This window comes from Curtobacterium sp. MCBA15_008 (assembly GCF_001865065.1).
GTDB lineage: Bacteria > Actinomycetota > Actinomycetes > Actinomycetales > Microbacteriaceae > Curtobacterium.
In genome coordinates this window covers 68,431-87,975 of sequence record NZ_MJGN01000002.1, presented here as the reverse complement: position 1 = coordinate 87,975, position 19,545 = coordinate 68,431, and the positions used below count along the sequence as shown (strand labels likewise).

The window sequence follows — 19,545 nt, the reverse complement described above, 5'->3', positions numbered from 1 at the left end:
TTCCACCGGGTTCGACGGGGAGCGCCGACGGGGAGCGCCGACGGGTCAGCGCCGACGGGTCAGCGGAACAGCTGCTCGCCGATGTACGACCCCTTGCGCGGGGCCGGCGGGACGGCGAACACCGCGGACCCGATGTGCGAGATGTACTCGTTCAACCGGTCCGACGCCCCGAGCTTCCGCTGCAGCCGCGTGAAGTGCTCGGGGTCGTTCATGTACGCCGTGAAGAGCAGTCCCGCGTCGAGCTGCCCGTACTGGTTCAGCCCGTCCGTGTAGTTGTACGGACGACGGAGGATCTTCACGCCGTCGTTCGCCTCGTGCGCGGCGAGGGCGATGTGCGACGTCGGGTCGATCTTCGTCCCGCCGCCCGTCGCCTTCGCGTGGAAGTCCGGCGTGGTGTGCTCCGAGCCGCCGGAGAGCGGTGCGCCCTCGATCTTGGTCCGGCCGAACACCCGCTGCTGGTCGCTGACGACGTCGGCGTCCCAGATCTCGATGTTCATCCGGATCTTCCGCGCGACCTGGTACGTGCCGCCGGCCATCCACCCCGCGCCGTCACCCGCGTCGTCGACCCAGACGAACCGGTCGTAGTCCTCGTCGGTGCTGATGTTGCGGGTGCCGTCCTTGAAGCCCATCAGGTTCCGCGGCGTGGACTGGTCCGGCCCAGCCGACGCCCGCCCGAACCCGAGGACGGTCCAGCGGACGGTCGCGGTGCCGCGGGCCATCCGAGCGAGGTCACGGACCGCGTGGTACGCCACCTGCGGGTCGTCCGCGCAGGCCTGCAGGGACAGGTCGCCGCCGGTGAGTCCGGCGTCGAGGTTGTCGCTCGGCAGCGTCGGGATCGCCGCCAGGTGCGCCGGCTTCTTCGACGCCAGGCCGAAGCGCCCGTCGAAGATCCCGGGGCCGAGGCCGACCGTGACCGTGAGCGAGGCGGGGCCGAGGTCGAGCGCCTCCCCCGTGTCCGCGCCGACGCCGTCGCCGTGCGCGGGTTCGACGCTGCCGACGGTCTTGCCCGCCTGCAGCTGCGCGATCGACGCCGACCAGCGGGCGAGGAGCACCTGCAGGTCGGTCGTGACCGTTGACGACATGTCGAACGTCATGAAGACGCAGTACCGCTGCGGTGCGGTGCGCACCCCGCCCTGCGGCTGCCGGGCGGCGGTGGCGTAGAACGGGTGGCTCTGCGAGAGGTCGATGGACTCGTCGCCGTTCGTCGCGGCGGTGAGGGGGTTCACCCCGGTCGCGGCGGCGGCTCCGGCGATGCCCGCGACGGCACCGACGCCGGCGCCGGCCGCCGCGACCCCCGCCCCGAGGAGCCCGCGCCGCGAGACGTGCCCGCGGTGCTGGTCCGCGGGCACCCCGTCGTCGTGCGGGTCGGTCACGCGGTGGCGACCTTCTCGGCGAGGCGGGACAGGGGGTCCTGAAGCGCCTGGACCTGCTGCGAGATCGTGTTCGCGTCGGACGCCTTCGTCGCGGCGTCCCACGTCGCGAACCCGCCGAGGTCGTCGGCGTCGCGGTACCCGTCCATCAGGGTGTTCGTCGCGTCGAACTGCTTCGCGATCTGCTTCGTCAGCGTCGGGTCGAGCTTCGTCAGTCCGGGCTTGAGGTACGCGAAGGCCTGCCGGGCACCCTCGACGTTCGCGGCGAGGTCGACGAGGTCGATGTGGCTGTAGGCCTCTTCCTCGCCGGTGATCTTGTTCGACTGGACCTCCTCGAGCAGCCCCGCGGCGCCGTTGGCGAGGTCCTCGGGCTTGTAGTCGAGGGTCGGCACGAGCTTCGCCAGCAGTTCGACGTTCTCGGTCAGGTCCGCAGCGGTCTTCTTCGTCGAGGCGGTGATCGCGCCGGCCGCGAACAGGTCCTTCTCGACCGCGTGGAACCCGCTCCAGCCGACGGCGTCGTCGAGGTTCGACGCCCGCATGTCGATGAGGTAGTCGAGGTTGCCGGCGTTGTCGGTCGCCTTGTGGCCCTTCTTGACGAAGCCGTCGACATCGCTCTCGACGTGCTCGTAGAACGGGCGGGCGTTCGCGTAGTCGGTCTTCGCGGCAGCGAGGTCGCCCTTGTCGACGTCGGCCTGCAGCTGCTTGACCGCGGCCACCATGTCGGTGACCTGGCCGTCCACGTACTCGGCGTAGCCCTTCGTGCCCTCGTCGAGCAGGGTCGCGGCGCTGCTGTTCGCGGTCGAGGTCACCTTGCCGGTGACGGTGAAGTCGGTGAGCTCGCGGTCGGCGCCGGGGCAGTAGACCTGGTACTTCCCACCGGTGAGCGTCGCGGTGAACCGCACGGCGTCGAGGCCGGGTGCGAGGTTCTCCTTCTCACCGAGGATCCGCTGGTCCTGCAGGAGCTCGACCTCGGTGATGGCGGTCGACGACTCGTTCTTGACGGTGAACGTGACCGGGCCGGCCGGGACCTTCGTGGTCGAGACGGAGCACGTGTCCGAGCCGTCGTTCGTCAGCGTCACCGACACGCGCGAGACCTTGCCGGAGCTGCTCGCGCCACCGCCGGTCGACGGGGACGCATCCGCGCAGCCGGTGAGCGCGAGGGCGGCGACGACGCCGAGGGCGCCGAGGGTGAACAGGGGGCGGGCAGTCCTAGCGGAGGGCATACTCGGGGCTCCTTGTGGGGTCGTCGGCGGGTGGGCCGCGCGACGGGTCGGGGTCGGGTGCGGTGGTCGAGGTGAGGGGGCGGCGACGCCGGTCGCGCAGCGCGAGCAGCACCTGGGCGGCAGCGGCGACGCCGAGGGCGATCGGCAGCCAGGCCTTCCAGAGCAGGAGCTCGGCACCGCGGGTGTCCGCCGCCGAGACGGCGGCTGCGGACTGCTGGACGGTGGCGCTCGGCACGGCCCAGACGGTGCGGTCCAGCGTCGTGGTGCGGGCAGCCGGGAGGCCCCCGCCACCGAGCGTGAGCACCGTGCGTTCCGTACGGGTCGCGTCCAGGACGCCACCCCGGACGGTCCACAGGGTGACGGTGTCGCGGACGGCCCAGCGCGCGGTGAAGGGGCCGGGGTTCGTGCTCGGCGAGATCCCGACGGGCACCCGGCCGAACAGGTCGACGAGGTCGTCGAGGGTCAGGGTCAACGGCCGCCGTGCAGCCGAGCTGTCCTGGGTGAGCCGCCAGCGGTCGGCGGTCACGCCCGCGCGGGTCGCGCGGCGGTGGGCCGACGTCGGCAGGGTGATCCGGGCCTCCTGGTCGTCGCCGGCGGCGCGCAGGACGGCTGCCGCACCGTCGACGGAGGCTGAGACGGACCGGGCGTCGCCGGTCACGGCGGTGGAGCGCGGCAGGTCGGCGCCGCCGGTGGGCACGGCGATCGCGAGTGCTGCGGCCGCGACGGCGAGGACACCGGCGGTGACCAACCGGACCACGGGCACGCGCACCGGGGACGGACGCCAGGCCCGGGGCCAGAGCGACAGGGCGAGCACGGGCACGACGTAGAGCACCCAGCCGAGGACCTCGATGACGCGGGGGTCCGGCGGGATGCCGAGCACGCCGGTGACGAGTGCGCCCTGCACCGAGCCGTTCGGGGCGAGCCAGGAGAGGTCGACCGTGCGCTGCTGGCCGATGACGATCCAGCCGGCTTCGTGGGCACGGCGGAGCACGGTCAGCACCAGGCCACCGGCGACGAACACCAGGAAGACGCCCGTGCCGGTGAAGAAGCGCGACAGGTTCAGCCGCACGCCACCGGTGTAGATGCCGTAGCCGACGACGACCGCGGCGGCGATCCCGATCACGGCGCCGAGTGCGGCGAGGCCGGTGTCCGACGACGCCTGGAAGGTCGCGAGGAGGAAGACCGCGGTCTCGAAGCCCTCCTTGAGGACCGCCAGGAACGCCATGCCGGCGAGCGCCCACGCGGTCCCACGGCCGAGCGCGGCGGTCGCGCTGGCCTCGAGCTCCTTCGTCAGGGTGCGCGCGTGCGTGCGCATCCAGACGATCATCCCGGTGACGAAGACGACGGCGACGATGCCGATGACCGCCTCCATGCCCTCCTGCTGGGCCTGCGGCAGCGCCTGCTCGACCACCTGCAGACCGAAGCCGACCGCGACGCTGAGCACCACGGCGACCCCCACGCCGAGCCACATGGGGGCGAGGGGGACACGGTTGCGACGGAGGAACGCGGCGATGATGCCGACGATGAGCGTCGCTTCGAGGCCTTCACGGAGGCCGATGACGAGGGTGGCGAGCATGACGAAGGTGAGGCTAACCTAACCGGCGCTCGGCCCGCCAGTCGTGCGGCGTGGGGTTTGATGGTTCTCATGAACCTGCTGTCCCCCGAGGGCCTGACCTCCGTCACGAGCGTCCTCGACCTCGCGGGGGTCTTCGCCTCGGCGCTGCTCGGTGGATCGATCGCCCGGACGATGGACTTCGACCTGTTCGGGTTCCTGGTCGTCGGGTTCGTCTCCGGCCTCGGCGGCGGCATGCTGCGCGACACCCTGCTGCAGGACGGGCCGCCGGTCGCCCTCGTGGACCCGCTCTACGTGCCGGTCGCCATCGCCGGCGCGCTCATCGCCTTCTTCGTGTCGTTCTCCGAGCGCACCTGGGACCGCCTGTTCACCGTGCTCGACGCCGCCGTGATCGGGTTCTGGGCGGTCGTCGGCGTGCAACGCACCTTCGACGCCGGACTCGAGTGGCCGGCCGCGATCATCATGGGGACGATCACGGCGGTCGGCGGCGGTGCGATGCGAGACCTGCTGCTCCGGCGCGTGCCGGCCGTGTTCGGCGGGAACGCCCTGTACGCCACCGTCGCCGTCGCCGCTTCGGCCGTGATGGTCATCGCCTCGCACCTCGGGTCGCCGACGATCGGGATCGTCGCCGCCATCGTGCTCTCGCTCGGCCTGCGGTGGGGCGCGGTCCGGCGCGGGTGGGGCCTGCCGAACGGCCGCGACTGGCAGCCGAAGTCGACCCTCGGTTCGCTCCTGCAGCGCGGACGGCGACTGCGTCCGGACGCCATCCGCCTGCTCCGCCGACCCGGGCGCCGCTCCGGTGCCGGCAGCGTGCGGAGCGAGCACGACACGTCCGAGGACGACCCGGGGGTGTGATTCGTCGGTGCCCGGGCGTACCATCGGTACCGCCGGGTATCGACTCGGCGCACGTCGTCCGCTCACGCACCGACGCGACCCGAACGCGGCGGTTCCGAGCAGACGTGTGGATGGGGGCTTCGCTGATGCCGCGCGGGATCAGACGCGCGGCGCGGCAGGTCTCCGCCACCGATCTGCCCGCGACAGAATGGTGATCGACCACCACCACGCCAGCCCGACGCAGCCGGACCCGACGGACCGCGACGGCCCGCCGAACCAGGAACGATGAGCGACGACGCCTCCGACTCCCCCACCCCTCGGACCCCCCGCGCCGAGGTCCGCGAACGTCTGCTGAACGCGGGCGCCGAGGTGTTCGCCGAGTACGGCGTGCACGAGGCCCGGCTCGACGAGGTCGCCGCCCGCGCCGGGTTCAGCAAGGGTGCCGTCTACTCGAACTTCTCGTCGAAGGACGACCTGGTCGCGCAGGTCATGCAACGCGCGACGAACCTGGTGCTCGGCGCGCTGCGGGAACTCGTCAGCGCCGACATCGCCGCCGTCGAGATCGGGGACGTCGTCCGGGCGGCGTTCGGGCGGCACGACCAGAGCGCACAGTTCGCCCTGCTGTCGGAGTTCCGCGGCTACGCGATCCGGCACCCCGAGTTCCTGCCCGAGTTCGTCCGGCAGCGCCGCGAGCTGCAGGACGGTGTGCTCGAACTCGTCCGGCTGTGGTTCGGGGCCCACCCGGAGATCGACCCCGGCATGGACCTCGAGGACCTGACGACCGTGCTCGTCGGGGCGAACGTCGGGATCATGTTCGACACCGCGGCGCTTCCAGGGGTCAACCCCGGCGAGGTCGTCGCGACCCTGGTCGAGGCGGTCATCCGCCGCCGCTGACGGGGCCGCTCCGAACCGCTACGACCCGCTGCGTCGCCGACCCGCTCCGCAGGGCTGCGGCCCCGACCCTCTGCGCGGTGCTGCGGCGCCGACCGCTACGCGGGGCGGCGGCTCGTCCGGCGTCCCTCGTGCGACCAGGCCGACGACGGCAGCAGGCTCGGCGGCAGCAGGCGCGACCGGACCACCTTCGCACCGGACACCGACGCGTCGAGGGCGACCCGGGCCTGCCGGACGGCCACCAGCAACGCGGCGACGTCCACCGACGCTGCGCCACCGGCGGCGAACCGCTCCCGGTCGACGGCGTCGACCACGGCGTCCAGGTGTGGCAACACGGCGGGCGGCAACGACGGCCGGAGCCGACCGAGCACCGCGCGTGCCGTGCGTGCCGCAGCGGCCGCGTCGTCCGGTGGTGCGAGCCCCGGGGAGTACCCGTGGTCGGCGACGTCGTCGAGGACCTCGCGCCAGGCGTTCACCGCCGGCGACCGGCCCGAGCGGATCGCACCGAGACGCGATCGTCTGCGGATCGCCCGGACGGCGGACGGTGCCACCAGCAGGGCGAGGGCGAGCAGGATCCCGACCCCGAGCCCGAGCGGACCGTTGGCACCACCGCTCGTCGACCCTGCGGCCCCGGGACCGGCTGAGGCACTGGGGGTCGGGGTCGCCGAGGACGGAGCGGCCGAGGCCTCGCCGGGTGCCGGCAGCGGTGTGTCCGGAGCGGCGGGCGACGGCGTGGCGGTCGCTTCGGTCGACGAGGTCGCGGCCTGGTCGGAGTCAGGAGTGGGCTCGAACGCGACCCAGCCGGCGCCCTTGATGTACAGCTCGGGCCACGAGTGCAGCTGCCGGTTGGAGACCGTGTACTCGCCGTCCGCCTGCGTCGAGCCGGCCCGGTAGCCGACCGCGATGCGCGACGGGATGCCGAGCGTGCGGGCCATCACCGCCATCGCGGACGAGAAGTGCACGCAGTACCCCTCGCGCACCTGCAGGAACTTCGCGACGACGTCCATGCTGTCGCCGTCGTAGCCCTGCTCGACGGGCGCGGTCTCGGAGTAGGTGAACAGGTCGCTGCGGAACCACTGCTCGAGCGCCCGGGCCTCTTCGTAGTCGCTGCCGGCGCCACCGGCGACGCGCTGGGCGGTCCGCGCGATGCTCGTCGGCAGCTGCTTCGGCAGCTCGCGGTCGGTCCGGAGCTCCGCGTTCGACGGGCGCGCGAACCCGCGACCGTCGGCACGGCCGAGCAGCCCGGACTGGGCGATGGCGTCGAGGTACTCGCCGGACCACGTCGATGCGCCGTAGACCTCGTACGTGGCACCGCGCGGTGTCGCCGGGCCGGTCGACCGGACGGTGCTCGAGTTGCCCATCCAGCGCCACTGCGCCAGGTCGAAGTTGGTGGAGCGCGACTCGATCGAGACCGCGCCGGCCGGCACCGGCAGGTAGTTGCTCGACAGCCCGGTGATCCGGATCGTCACGTCGCCGCGCGCCGACAGCCGTGGGTTCACGCCGACCGCCCACTGCTGGGTGTCGGCGGTCTCGGAGGTGCTGGCGTCGGTCGTCGTCGGGACCCAGTCGCCGGTGCCGAACTCGTCGAGGTCGGCGAGCTTGAGGTACTCCGGCTGCCCGTCCGCCGAGCGGTACCGGAAGACCTCGAGCTCGTTCGGCTGCCGCAGGTCCTGCCCGAGGTTCAGCAGCGTGCCGGGGCGTCCGGGCTGCACGGGCGACTGGATGGCCCCGGTCACGCCGGACAGCCAGCTGGCGTTGAGCGGCACGATCGCCGGCAGGCCCACCGCGACGACGAGGCCGATCGCGCCGACCACGGCAGCCGGCACGGCGCGTTGCACGGGTCGGACCGACAGCCAGAGCAGGGCGAGGAACGCCAGCCCCGTGGCGATCACCAGCCCGGGTGCGGCCGGCGCCCCGGTGACGATGCCCGGGACGATGAGGATCACGAGGGCGGGTACCGCGGCGAGGGCCGCGGTCGGGGCGACGGCGGCGAGGAACAGCGACACGCCGGCGACCCACCCGATCGCCACAGTGACGATGAGCCGGATCGAGTCGGTCTGCGGCAGCGGCGCGGGGTTGAGGCGGATGGCGGCCAGGGTCTCGCCGAGCGCGCCGTCCTTGTCGAGCCAGCCGAGCGGCTGGACGTCGTTGACCACGGCGGCCGCGCACGAGCAGACGATCAGCGCCGCGACGAGGGCCACGAACCGGACGCCCGGTGCCCGGCGGCGGAAAGCGAGCATCGTGCCGACCAGCACCGTGGCCATCAGGACGCCGGACACCCACCAGGCGGCACCCTGCACGAGCGGGCGCATCGCCAGGGCGGCGATGAGCACCGGCACGGGCGCGAGGGCGACGACCCAGGGGTTCGGGGAGTCCGGACGCTCCGCACGCGCGGCGAGGGCACCGTCGTCCGCACGGCGTGGACCGCCACCGCGTGGGGCGCTGCCAGGCACGACGGGACGCGTGGAGACGCCGCTCACCGGATGCTCCCCGCGGTGTGCGCGCCGGCGACCGGCACGACGAGGGTGCGCCAGCCGCCGCGGTCGAGGATCCCACGCACGACCGGGTCCGGCGGGACGATGGTGGCGAGGATGCCCCGGCTCGACCCGGTGGTCGCGGAGACGAGTTCGGCGGCCTGCTCGGCGGTGCAGTGCCCGGTGACGACGGCCGTCATCCCGTGCACGTCGCGACCGCGGACGTCGGGCAGCACCTCGGTGACCTCGCGGGCGTCCGACCGGACGCGAACGTCGGCAAGGCCGACGAGCACGTCGGTCAGTCCACCGGCATCGCCGGCGTGCCGGGTGCTGCCGGACGGCCCGTCGCTGACGAGGAGCACGCGCGAGGTCCGTGCGGCGAGGGCGCGGGCGACGCTGGCAGCCACGACGACCGCGTGCTCGAAGGCCGCGTCGCCGCCGAGGTCGGACAGTTCGGCGAGGTCGTCGCGGCCGAGGCGCTGGTACGACTCGCGCCGGACGTCGAGCGCGATCACGGCCTCCGGTGGCTGGGCCTGCGTGGTCTGCCGGACGTGGAGTTCGCCGCGGCGGGCGCTCTGGGCCCAGTGCACCCGACGGATCGGGTCACCCGGACGGTAGGGGCGGAGTTCGCTGTCGTCCGCCGAGCCGCCCTGGCCGACCCGGCCCTCGTCGGCGGAGACGGCTCCGGCCAGCGCACCGGTGTCGAGCGCGGCGAGCGGGGTGGTGGCCGGCACGACCACGACCTCTTCGGCCGGCACGACGGGACGGTCGATGCGGAGCAACCCGAACGGGTCCTCGACGCGGATCGTCACCGGCCCGACCAGGCTGCGGCCACGGTGCATCGCCAGGGCCTCGACGTCGAGGACGGCCGGCGGGACGTGCGGCCCCACGGTGGCGTACGTCTCGGCGGTGGACATGCTGACGAGCCCGTCGTCGAGCTGTTCGCGGACGAGCAGCGTCGAACGCGGTCCGATCGGCAGGTTCGTCCCGCCCAGGGTGATGCGTTCGCGGTACACCTCGCCGACCTGCACGATCGCCCGCGTGGTGCTCCGACGACCGCGCAACGGTGCCGCGACGACGAACGCCATCACGACGCCGAGCACGACGAGCACGAGCAGCAGGAGCCCGGCGGACACGGCGACGCTCGTCGTGCCCACCAGACCGCCACCGACGAGCCCGATGCCGACGGCGATGACGGTCCAGCCCCGGGCGGTCGGCCGCGGGAACGGGGTGCGGCGCAGCAGGGAGAGCCCACGGCGCCCGTACCGGACGGCGAACGACCGCGCGGCACCCGTCCGCAGGGCGAACGACGACGGTGCCGGGGAGCCGGGCATCAGGAGCGGACGGCGGTCGCGGTGAAGGGCACGACGGTGTCGGAGACGATGCGCACCACGATCTCGCGCGCGGTGTCGTCGCCGGTGCCGCCGAGGCCACGGGCGACCGGCACGAGGCGGTGGGCGAGGATCAGCGGCGCGAGCGTCGCGACGTCGTCCGGGGTGACGAAGGGACGACCGAGCAGCGCGGCGTGGGCGCGAGCGGCCTGCGCGAGGTGCAGCGTGGCGCGCGGGCTGGCACCGAGCACGATGTCGGGGTGGGTGCGGGTGGCCCGGACGATCGCGACGATGTACGCCTCGACGTCGGCGGCGACGTGGACCGTGCGGACCGACTGGATGAGGTCGCGGAGGGTGTCCACGTCGACGATCGGCCGCAGGTGGGCGAGCGGGTCACCACCGCCGCGGTTCGTGAGCATCTGCCGCTCGGAGTCCGCACTCGGGTACCCCATCGTCAGACGCGCCATGAAGCGGTCACGCTGGGCCTCGGGCAGCGGGTACGTGCCCTCCATGTCGATCGGGTTCTGCGTCGCGACGATCATGAACGGGCTGTCCAGCTTGCGCGTGACCCCGTCGACCGTGACCTGTGCCTCGGCCATCGCCTCGAGCAGGGCGGACTGCGTCTTCGGGCTCGTGCGGTTGATCTCGTCGCCGATCACGACGTTCGCGAACACCGGGCCGGGCGAGAACCGGAACGTGCCGGAGGACTGGTCGAAGATGTTCACGCCGGTCACGTCGGACGGCAGCATGTCCGAGGTGAACTGGATGCGGTTCACCGACCCGCCGACGGAGGCGCCGAGCGCCTTCGCGAGCACGGTCTTGCCGACGCCGGGGACGTCCTCGACCAGCAGGTGCCCCTCGGCCAGCATCACCGTCAGTGCGGTGCGGATGGCTTCGGTCTTGCCGTCGATCACCGTCGAGACGGCGGCGATGACGTCGTCGCCGACGTCGCGGATGCGCTCGATCGGGAAGGCGGGGTCGGTCGGTTCCGGCACGCAGGCCTCCTCGTCTCGGACAGGTGTCGTGCATGCTACAACGGCCCGGTGACAGCCTCCGGAGGATGCGTCACCGACTGCGCCTCACGACCCAGCCGGGGGACGCGGCACAGCCTGGAGGCCCGGATCACGTGAGCGGTCTGCTCACGTGATCCGGGCCTCCAGGTCGACCCCACCGTGCATCCGACCCAGCCGGGTCAGACGCGTGCCGCGAGGGCCGCGTCCGCGGCGCGGAGCACCGCGGCGGCGACCGCCACCCCTTCCTCGCGGCCGAGCTCGGTGTCCTCGTGCTCGATGTTCACCCACATGTCCGGGTCGACCTCGTGCAGTGCCTCGAGGAACGCGGACCAGTAGGCCGCCTCGTGCCCCTTGCCGAGCGCGACGAAGTCCCACGCCGACGGCTTCGGCCACTCGTTCGCCCACTCGTCGCCGCCGAGGTTCGTGCGCGGCTCGTCCGGCGACAAGCGGCGGAACGAGTTGTCGAGCACGCCGTTGATCGCGGCGTGCGGGTTGATCCTGACGTCCTTCGCGGCGGCGTGGACCACGAGCGGCCCGAGGTCGCGAACGACGGCCACCGGGTCCATCTGCTGCCAGAACAGGTGCGACGCGTCGAGTTCGACCCCGATGTTCGTCAGACCACCCCGCTCCACGAGCTCGCGGATCGTCGCCGGGTTGAACACGAGGTTCTGCGGGTGCAGCTCGAGCGCGACCCGGACGCCGTGCTCACGGGCGAGCGCGTCGATCTCCTGCCAGAACGGCACGGCGACGCTCCACTGGTGCTCGATGACGTCGAGCGCGGCGGAGTTCCACGCGTTCACGACCCAGTTCGGCCGGATGCCGCCGGGCTCCCCCGCTGGCAGTCCGGACATCGTGACCACGCGGTCCTGGCCGAGCCGTGCTGCGAGCCGGATGCTGCGGCGGACGTCCTCGGCGTGCGCCGGGCCGATCGCCGGGTCCGGGTGCAGCGGGTTGCCGTTGCAGTTGAGGCCGGCAATCGTGACGCCGGTGCCGTCGAACTGCGCGAGGAAGGCGTCGCGAGCACCGTCGTCGACGAGGATCTCGTCGATCCCGGGCACGTGTACCGGGGGCAGGAACCCGCCGGTGTTCAGTTCAATGCCGGTCAGCCCGTTGTCCGCGATGACCCGCAGGGCGTCGGCCAGCGGGCGGTCGTGCAGGATCGCGTCGTACAGCCCGAGCTTCATGCGTGCACCTCCTCGGCGATCGCGACGGTCGCGCCACCCTCGGCGGCCGACCGGGCCACCGCGTCGAGGACCTCCATGTTGTGCACGCCGTCTTCGAAGGTGGCGTTGGCGGGCAGGGCATCGCTCGCGCCCGTGACCTCGTCGAGGAACGCGCGGGCCTGGTACTCGAACATCTGGTTCTGGCCCCAGCCGACGCCGGGCGCGTCCATCGCCATGCCGCCGGCGACGTAGGGGTGGTCCGGGCCGAGCACCACCTGGCGGTACCCGCCGAGGCGCGGTCCGTCGGCCTGCAGGGCGAGACCGATCTCCGACGCGCGCTCCTGGTCCCAACGGGCGGCGCCGCGCTCGCAGAACACCTCGACCACCAGGCCGTTCGGGTGCCTGGAGGCGACCCGTGACGCCTCGAGCGAACCGACCACCGAGCCGTCGCCGAACCGCGCGCTGAACGTCGCGTAGTCGTCGTTCTCGACGCGCGCGGTCTCGCCTGTGAGCGGCGTCGCCTGCCCGCGGAGCGCGTGCCCGGCGGCGACCGGCCGCTCGGTGATCGAGGTCGTGAAGACACCGCCGCTGACGCTCTGCACCGGCCCGGCCAGGAACTCCGCGACGTACGTCAGGTGCGAGCCGACGTCGGCGAGGGCGCCGGTGCCGGGGGCCCCGGCGAACCGCCACGAGAACGGGACGTCGGGCGAGGCGCCGTAGTCCGTCCAGTAGCGGGCGGAGACGTGCAGCACCCGGCCGAGGGTGCCGTCCTCGACGAGTTGCCGGATCGCCGCGAGTCCTGGTGCGCGCCGGTACGTGAAGCCGACGCGTGCGACGAGACCGCGGTCGGCGGCGCGCGCAGCGGCGGTCGCCATGGCCCGGGCGTCCTCCAGCGAGTCGGACAGGGGCTTCTCGCACAGCACGTGCTTGCCCGCGGCGAGGAGTCCCTCGACGATCTCGCGGTGCAGCGTGTTGGCGACGACGACGCTCACCACGTCGACGTCGTCCGCCGCGGCGATCGCCCGCCAGTCGGTGTCGTGCCGGGCGTAGCCGAAGCGCTTCGCGGCCTCGGCGGCCAGGGGCTCGTACACGTCGCCGACCGACACGAGCCGCACCGGCGGCAGGGTCGAACCGAACAGGGACGGTGCGTTCCGCCACGCGGCCATGTGGGCCTTGCCCGCCATGCCCGCCCCGATGACGGCGACGCCGATGCTGTCGCTCATGGTCTCTCCTTCGAGAACTCGCTCTGCGTTCTGGAACGTTCCAGAAGCTGTCGGTAGACTGTAGCCGCAGCAGCCCATGTCCTGTCAAGGAGTCGTGTGTCCCGTCCGCCGACGATCATCGACGTCGCCACCCGCGCCGGCGTCTCGAAGTCCCTGGTGTCGATGGTGATGCGCGACGACCCCGGGGTGTCGGACGTCCGACGCTCCGCCGTCCTCGCGGCCGCGGCCGAGCTCGGCTACCGGCCGAACCGCGCCGCTGCGATCCTCGCCGGCACACGCACGCGGACGATCGGCGTCGTCGTCGACGACTTCCGGAACCCCTGGTACGTCCCGATGCTCGACGGCGTGCGCGAAGCCCTCGCCCCACACGGCCTCCGCCTGACCCTGGCCGACACCCTCGCCAACGCCCACCTCGGTTCGTCACCGTTCGACGACCTCGTGTCGCTCCGGGTCGACGGGGTCGTGCTCGCCGCCGAGGGCTTCACCGACCTCGTCGTCCCGGCCGACACCCCCGTGGTCGTCGCCGGCGAACGCGCCGAGGTGCCAGGCGGGCTCGACGTGGTCGCCTCCGACGAAGCCGCCGGCGGCCGGTTGGCAGCGACACACCTCGTCGACCTGGGGCACCGCCGCATCGCCCACGTCACCGGCTCGGGAGGCCCGGCTGCCGTCCGCCGCGCCGCCACCGTCACGCGGCTGGCCGAGTCCGGCATCCCGGCCCTGGTGTACGGCGCCGGACCGACGTCCGAGCAGACCGGCTACGAGGGCACCCGGCGCGCGCTCGAGGACCACCCCGACCTGACCGCCGTGTTCGCCGCGAACGACGTCATGGCGATGGGGGCGATCGCCGCGGTGCGCGAGGCCGGGCTCCGCGTGCCCGAGGACGTCTCGGTGATCGGCAACGACGAGACCCCGCTGGCGTCGTCTCCCCTGCTGCGCCTGACGACGGTCGACCCGCACAACGACGAGGTCGGTCGGCTCGCAGCGGCCCGACTCGTCGAGCTCATCGGGGCACCGCACCGCCCCGCGCCGACCCGGACCCTCGTGCCGCCGTCGCTGGTCGTCCGCTCGACCACGGCTCCCCCGCGCGCCTGAGCACGAGCGTCGAGGTGCCGGCCCGCCGTTCCCGAACTACCGTGCTCCCATGGGTGCGCGGAACTACCTCGTCGACGGCGTCTCGGGGACCGGCAAGACCTCGGTGTGCGAGGAACTGCGCCGACGCGGGTTCGCGGCGATCAACGGAGACCGAGAGCTCGCGTACCAGGGCGACCCCGAGACCGGAGCGCCGGTCGACGGCGTGAGCGGCACCGCCGTCCACGAACACCACCTCTGGCGGGTGGACCAGGTGGTGCGGCGCATCGCGGATCGGTCCGAGCGGGTGACCTTCTTCTGCGGCGGAGCACGGAACGTCCGCGAGTTCATCGCGTCCTTCGACGGAGTGTTCGTCCTCACCGTCGACGAGGAGACGCTCGAACGTCGACTCGACGCGCGTCCCGACGACGAGTGGGCGGGTCGAGGCAGGGCGGAGGAGCGAGCGCTGGTCCGTCGACTCCGCGCCACGGGACGGGACACCCCTCCGGGCACCGCCATCGACGCCACCCGGCCCCTCGGGGTCGTGGTCGACGAGCTCCTGCACCGGTGCGGACTGTCCAGCGGATGATCCTCGACCGGCGCAACTCGGCAGCACGGATTCGTCAGCGCAGCCGGATCAGGCCCGCGTGCGTCGGTGTGAAGCCGCACGCGCCCTCGTAGAAGGGCACCAGGTCCTCGCCGTAGTCGACGAACAGCCATTCGCAGCCGGCTGAGCGGGACGCCTCGACCGCCAGCTGCACGACGGCGGTGCCGAGGCCCCGGTGCTGGTGGGCGGGATGGGTCTTCGTGTCGATGAGGAAGGCGTGGTCCGCACCGTCCCACGCGACGTTGACGAACGCCACGAGTGCGCCGTCCGGGGTCCGACCGGCGACCCACCCGAGCGACCGGGGGCGGACGCGATCCCACCATCCGGCCGCGGCGGTACCCCCGTGGGCCGCCGTGAGCGCCACGAGCTCGTGGTCTGCGATCTCGGTCCGCCAGGTCAGTGTCACGTCGTCGTGCTGCATGCCTCGTAGTCTGGACGAGTGGGTGCCGTCCGCGCAGTGTGCTTCGACCTGGACGGGACCCTGTTCGACCACGCGGGCGCCGCCCGAGCCGGCGCGACGCACTTCATCGAGGGTCTGGGGTCGGCCGCGACGGAGTCGGCGCTCGACGCGTGGTCGTCTGCCAAGGCCGAGCAGTTCGAGCGCTGGCGATCCGGGCAGATCAGCTTCCAGGGGCAGCGCCGCGAGCGCCTCCGGGCCGTCCTGCCACGGCTCGGAGCCGAACTGCCTCGTGACGACGACGCCCTGGACCGGTTGTTCGAGGGCTACCTGCGCTCCTACCGCGCGTCGTGGCGGCTGTTCCCGGGCAGTGCGTCGCTGCTGCGCGAGCTCCGGGTAGGTGGTTACCGGCTGGGTCTCCTCACCAACGGGACCGAGGAACAGCAGCGCGACAAACTCGGGCGGACCGGGCTGGACAGCGCGTTCGACGCCGTCTGCGTCTCGGAGCACATCGGGTACCAGAAGCCCGACGCGCGAGCGTTCCTGACACTGGCGGACGAACTCGACGTGGACGCTGCCGACTGCCTCTTCGTCGGTGACGACGCCGACCGGGACATCGCCGGTGCCCGAGCCGTCGGCATGCGCGCAGTGCTGGTCGACCACTCGGCAGCGGGAGCGGCCGATCTGCGGACGGTGGTGCTGGCCGCCCTCCGCGACGACGAGGCGATCCGCTAGTCGGTCGGTCCCCGGTCGAGGTGCACCCAGCGCCCCTCGGAGACCACCTCGACCACGCCGTCGACGACCTGGATCGCGGTCTGCTCGTCGATGGCGTACGCCGGCGCACCGAGGTCGGCGGCCCATCGCTCCGCGTTCTCGAGGGTGTTCTCGGGGAACGCGTCGAGGTGCGGGAAGATCGAGAAGTCGACGACGCCGAGCGTCCGGTCGTCGGCCGCGAGCGGCCACTCGACGAAGAACTCGCCGATGCGCGGAGCCATCACCATGCTCCCGGCACTCACCCCCACCCACACCGTGTCACGCAGGGACGGCAACAGGTCCGCGAGCCCGGAGGCGCGCATCCAGTGGCTGAGGTACGTCGCGTCGCCGCCGTCGACCAGCAGGACGTCGGCCTCCCGCACCCAGCTGACCCACCGCTCGACGCCGATCGTGGGCAGCGCGGTGAGCTCGAGGACGCCGAGCGACGCCCACCCGAGCCCCGAGAAGAACCGGGAGTCGTCACCGCCCGACACCGTGTCACGGACGGAGGCCGGTCCGCACATCGGGTGCCCCCACTGGGCGGTCGGGATGACCAGTGCGTGACTCTGGTCGACGGGCTTGCCGAGGAGCCCGACGAGCGCCGCGTGGATGCTCGGGTTCGTGACACCACCGGATGTCAGCAAGAGCTTCACGTCGCCTCCGGGGTCTGCGGCACAGGTCGTCGCAGTCAGGATCCACCGTCGTCCGGCGCCGCGCAACGGTCCGTCGCGGGATCAGTCGGGGAGGGCGAGCGTCTCGAGGGACCAGAGGGCGACACCGTGCAGCCCGAGGTCCTCGGCGAGGGCGGTGCGTGCCCGGTAGGAACGTGCGTCGGACCAGTGCAGTGCACGCCTGTCGTCCAGCGCGGCGGACCACTCCCCGTTCCGCGACGACCACCGTGCGCGGTCCCCGGCGGCCGTGCGCGCCTGCGCCGGGGACACCTGCGCGTCGCCGGAGCCGCCCCACACGTAGCCGTAGCCGGCGATCCCGAGGTCGATCCGGTCAGCCGACAGTCCTTCGGCCTCGGCGGCGTGGACCACCCGCTCCGCCCACGGGAGCGCGCCGACCGTGCCCGGACCGCTCCAGGGGCCGTGCTGGTCGTAGGTCATCAGCACGAAGCGGTCGACGTGGTCGGCGAGCGCGCCGAGGTCGTACCCGGTGTCGCGGTACCCGTCGGCGTTCGTCGAGGCCATCACGGCCATCGAGACCTCGGCGTCGTCACCGAGTTCGACGTGCACGGCGGCCTCGAGCGCTGCGGCGAACGCCACGAGTCCGGCGCGGTCACGGCTCCGGAGGGACTCGAGGTCGATCTGCACCCCGGTCACGTGCTGCTCGGCGGCGAGCTCGGCCAGCTGCGCCGCCACGCGGTCACGGTTGCCCCGGTCGGACAGCAGCGCCGTCCCGATGCCGGGCGAGAAGTCACCGAGCGATTCGGAGTAGTTGCTGACGAGCAGTTCGGACGCCGCGCCGCCCTTCGATGCGGCGCGGGCGAGCGTGCCGACGCCGTCCGGCAGGTCGTCGAGCCGGGCACCGTCGTCGGCGACCGTGACACCGTCGATGCCGATCGTGGTGGCACCCGGAGCCGCGTCCGCGACCCGCTGCTCCGTACCCGGGCCGGGCTCCGCGTACGCCTCGACGGCGAGGCCGGTGGCGCCGTCGTCGGACTCGGTGGCGCAGCCACCCAGCACCACCGTGAGCACGAGCGCTCCGGCGACCACGAGCCCTCTCCGCCGCACCACCCGCTCACCGTAGCGTGCGGGCACGAAGCGAGCCGCGCCTCCAGGCAGGTGCACGACGGTCGTCAGACGGCCGCGCCCTCCAGCCGGTCGACGGCGACGGCGAGCTCCTCGAGTTCCGGGACGTCGCGCGCCTCGGCGAGCGCCCCTTCGAGGGCCGCGGCGTGGATCGGGGTGGCACGGTCGAGCAGCGCCTGCCCGGCGTGCGTGAGCTCCGTGTAGAGCCCCCGGCGATCGTCAGCGCACAGGACCCGAGTGAGGAGAGCTCGTTCCTCGAGGCGGTTCACCAGACGGGTGATCGCGCTGGGGCTGAGGGCGGCCGCCCGGGCGAGCTGCTGCATCCGCATGTGGAAGCCGTCCTGGCGGCGGAGCGCATCGAGGACCGTGAACTCGACGACGGACAGGTCGACCTCGCGCAGCGCGCGCTCGAGCCGCGTCTCGATCAGCCCGTGCAGGGCGGCGAGGGTGCGCCAGCCGTGGGCGCGGACGGCGGTGGAGGTGTCGTCGACCGACATCGGGCTCCTTCGTGTCTCGGGGTGCGCGGGCAGGCGTTCACCACATGGTTGCTTGCGCGGATAGTCCGCGTGTGCAACTATCGATATCCCGCGCGTGCAACTACCAGCGTACGCGGGACAGCTGCACCGCACAACGGAAGGACACCCATGCCCGCGGGACTCATCGCCCTCGCACTCGGCGGCTTCGGCATCGGCTTGACCGAGTTCGTCATCACCGGGCTGCTGCCCGAGGTCGCTGCCGACTACGGCGTGACCGAGACGACGGCGGGCTGGCTCGTCACCGGCTACGCCCTCGCGGTCATCGTCGGAGCGCTCGGCCTCACCGCCGCCACCACGCGGCTCCCCCGCAAGCCCGTGCTGATCGGCCTGCTCGTTCTGTTCATCATCGGCAACACGCTCTCGGCCCTCGCGCCGGTCTACGGCGTGATGATGCTCGGCCGGGTCATCGCCGCGCTGTGCCACGGAGCGTTCTTCGGCATCGGTTCCGTCGTCGCGTCGAACATGGTCGCGCGGGAGAAGCGCGCCTCAGCAGTCGCCCTCATGTTCACGGGGCTGACGGCATCGAACGTCCTCGGCGTCCCGTTCGGCACCTTCCTCGGGCAGGCGCTCGGCTGGCGCGCGACGTTCTGGGCCATCGCGGTCATCGGTGTCGTCGCGCTCGTCGGTGTCCTCGTGCTCGTCCCCGCGGTGCGGGTCACCGAGACCCCGTCGCTCGCCCGGGAGCTCAGCGCCTTCCGGTCCGGGCAGGTCTGGCTCTCGCTCGGCATCACGGTGCTCGGCTACGGCGGCATGTTCGGGGCCTTCACCTACATCGCGTACACACTGACCTCGGTGTCGGGGTTCGCCTCGAGTGCGGTGCCGTGGCTCCTCGTCGTGTTCGGCGTCGGGCTGTTCGTCGGGAACTTCGCCGGCGGGAAGCTCGCCTCGCGGTCGATCGACGGCACGCTCCTCGTGGTGCTCGTCGTCCTCACGGTCGTGCTCGCGCTGTTCGCCGTCGTCGCGACCTCGCCCGTGCTCACCGTCATCGCCCTCGTGCTCATGGGCGCCTTCGGGTTCGCCACGGTGCCAGCACTGCAGACGCGCGTGATGCAGTACGCCGACCACGCGCCGACCCTGGCGAGCGGGGCGAACATCGCCGCGTTCAACCTCGGCAACGCGCTCGGGGCGTGGATCGGCGGGCTCACCATCGCCGCCGGGCTCGGGTACACGTCGCCGATCTGGGCCGGTGCCGGGATCACGCTGGCGGCCGTGGTGCTCACCGCGATCGCTGCGGGGGCGGCGCGGCGGTCACGAGCGGCTCGACCGGTCGGGTCGGGCACGGGAAGCGTCGCGACGGTCTGAGCGTCCGTGGAACGACGAAACCCCGGTCCGCGT

General features: G+C 72.8%; 18 protein-coding genes. 6 read left to right on the top strand and 12 right to left on the bottom strand.

Going from position 1 to position 19,545, the window contains the following annotated elements; genetic code table 11:
- Positions 1-59: 59 nt before the first annotated feature.
- The 3 genes from efeB to efeU are packed head-to-tail and all read right to left on the bottom strand — an operon-like array spanning position 60 to position 4,169.
- Complete coding sequence (efeB, locus tag BIU96_RS01575) at positions 60-1,373, bottom strand: iron uptake transporter deferrochelatase/peroxidase subunit (protein ID WP_083402569.1); 1,314 nt, start codon at positions 1,371-1,373, stop codon at positions 60-62.
- Positions 1,370-2,593: an iron uptake system protein EfeO gene (gene efeO / locus BIU96_RS01570; RefSeq protein WP_071290851.1), complete on the bottom strand. Its 1,224-nt coding sequence runs from the start codon at positions 2,591-2,593 to the stop codon at positions 1,370-1,372. Before efeO ends, efeB begins: the two co-directional genes overlap by 4 nt.
- Complete coding sequence (gene efeU / locus BIU96_RS01565; RefSeq protein WP_071290850.1) at positions 2,580-4,169, bottom strand: iron uptake transporter permease EfeU; 1,590 nt, start codon at positions 4,167-4,169, stop codon at positions 2,580-2,582. Before efeU ends, efeO begins: the two co-directional genes overlap by 14 nt.
- A gap of 69 nt (positions 4,170-4,238) precedes the next feature.
- On the opposite strand from efeU, the gene BIU96_RS01560 reads away from it, so the two are divergent.
- Both BIU96_RS01560 and BIU96_RS01555 read left to right on the top strand, forming a co-directional pair.
- Positions 4,239-5,021, top strand: a complete 783-nt coding sequence (locus BIU96_RS01560; RefSeq protein WP_071290849.1) for a trimeric intracellular cation channel family protein — start codon at positions 4,239-4,241, stop codon at positions 5,019-5,021.
- Positions 5,022-5,285: 264 nt separating this feature from the next.
- Positions 5,286-5,894, top strand: a complete 609-nt coding sequence (locus tag BIU96_RS01555) for a TetR/AcrR family transcriptional regulator (RefSeq protein WP_071290848.1) — start codon at positions 5,286-5,288, stop codon at positions 5,892-5,894.
- Between the two features lie 95 nt (positions 5,895-5,989).
- Here BIU96_RS01555 and BIU96_RS01550 read toward each other — a convergent pair whose 3' ends face one another.
- From BIU96_RS01550 to BIU96_RS01530, 5 genes are all read right to left on the bottom strand, one after another.
- Complete coding sequence (locus tag BIU96_RS01550) at positions 5,990-8,371, bottom strand: DUF3488 and transglutaminase-like domain-containing protein (RefSeq protein ID WP_071290847.1); 2,382 nt, start codon at positions 8,369-8,371, stop codon at positions 5,990-5,992.
- The gene (locus BIU96_RS01545; protein WP_071290846.1) at positions 8,368-9,699 is read right to left on the bottom strand and encodes a DUF58 domain-containing protein; all 1,332 of its coding nucleotides are present in this window, start codon (positions 9,697-9,699) and stop codon (positions 8,368-8,370) included. The genes BIU96_RS01550 and BIU96_RS01545 overlap by 4 nt, the downstream gene beginning before the upstream one ends.
- A complete protein-coding gene (locus BIU96_RS01540) occupies positions 9,699-10,691 on the bottom strand; it encodes a MoxR family ATPase (RefSeq protein WP_071290845.1) in 993 nt (330 codons plus the stop codon). Before BIU96_RS01540 ends, BIU96_RS01545 begins: the two co-directional genes overlap by 1 nt.
- A 197-nt stretch (positions 10,692-10,888) precedes the next feature.
- Positions 10,889-11,893 carry a sugar phosphate isomerase/epimerase gene (locus tag BIU96_RS01535; RefSeq protein ID WP_071290844.1) on the bottom strand — a complete coding sequence of 335 codons (1,005 nt, stop codon included), beginning with the start codon at positions 11,891-11,893 and terminating at the stop codon, positions 10,889-10,891.
- Positions 11,890-13,095: a Gfo/Idh/MocA family protein gene (locus tag BIU96_RS01530; RefSeq protein WP_071290843.1), complete on the bottom strand. Its 1,206-nt coding sequence runs from the start codon at positions 13,093-13,095 to the stop codon at positions 11,890-11,892. Before BIU96_RS01530 ends, BIU96_RS01535 begins: the two co-directional genes overlap by 4 nt.
- 96 nt (positions 13,096-13,191) lie before the next feature.
- On the opposite strand from BIU96_RS01530, the gene BIU96_RS01525 reads away from it, so the two are divergent.
- The gene (locus tag BIU96_RS01525) at positions 13,192-14,187 is read left to right on the top strand and encodes a LacI family DNA-binding transcriptional regulator (protein ID WP_083402568.1); all 996 of its coding nucleotides are present in this window, start codon (positions 13,192-13,194) and stop codon (positions 14,185-14,187) included.
- Between the two features lie 49 nt (positions 14,188-14,236).
- Positions 14,237-14,752 (top strand): AAA family ATPase, encoded by a 516-nt coding sequence (locus BIU96_RS01520; protein ID WP_071290841.1) that lies wholly within the window; start codon positions 14,237-14,239, stop codon positions 14,750-14,752.
- Between the two features lie 34 nt (positions 14,753-14,786).
- On the opposite strand, the gene BIU96_RS01515 is transcribed toward BIU96_RS01520, so the two are convergent.
- Positions 14,787-15,191, bottom strand: coding sequence for a GNAT family N-acetyltransferase (locus BIU96_RS01515; protein ID WP_071290840.1), 405 nt, complete (start codon positions 15,189-15,191; stop codon positions 14,787-14,789).
- A gap of 18 nt (positions 15,192-15,209) precedes the next feature.
- On the opposite strand from BIU96_RS01515, the gene BIU96_RS01510 reads away from it, so the two are divergent.
- Positions 15,210-15,902: an HAD family hydrolase gene (locus tag BIU96_RS01510; protein WP_071290839.1), complete on the top strand. Its 693-nt coding sequence runs from the start codon at positions 15,210-15,212 to the stop codon at positions 15,900-15,902.
- On the opposite strand, the gene BIU96_RS01505 is transcribed toward BIU96_RS01510, so the two are convergent.
- The 3 genes from BIU96_RS01505 to BIU96_RS01495 all read right to left on the bottom strand — a co-directional run bounded on the left by BIU96_RS01505 (position 15,899) and on the right by BIU96_RS01495 (position 18,171).
- Positions 15,899-16,573: a Type 1 glutamine amidotransferase-like domain-containing protein gene (locus tag BIU96_RS01505; RefSeq protein WP_071290838.1), complete on the bottom strand. Its 675-nt coding sequence runs from the start codon at positions 16,571-16,573 to the stop codon at positions 15,899-15,901. The two genes, BIU96_RS01510 and BIU96_RS01505, sit on opposite strands and share 4 nt — an antisense overlap.
- Before the next feature lie 81 nt (positions 16,574-16,654).
- On the bottom strand, positions 16,655-17,659 hold the full coding sequence (locus tag BIU96_RS01500) for a glycosyl hydrolase family 18 protein (RefSeq protein ID WP_139199679.1): 1,005 nt from the start codon (positions 17,657-17,659) through the stop codon (positions 16,655-16,657).
- Positions 17,660-17,721: 62 nt separating this feature from the next.
- Positions 17,722-18,171 carry a MarR family winged helix-turn-helix transcriptional regulator gene (locus BIU96_RS01495; protein WP_071290836.1) on the bottom strand — a complete coding sequence of 150 codons (450 nt, stop codon included), beginning with the start codon at positions 18,169-18,171 and terminating at the stop codon, positions 17,722-17,724.
- A gap of 147 nt (positions 18,172-18,318) precedes the next feature.
- On the opposite strand from BIU96_RS01495, the gene BIU96_RS01490 reads away from it, so the two are divergent.
- Entirely contained in the window at positions 18,319-19,512 is a 1,194-nt protein-coding gene (locus tag BIU96_RS01490) for an MFS transporter (protein WP_071290835.1), read from the top strand.
- Positions 19,513-19,545 lie beyond the last annotated feature (33 nt).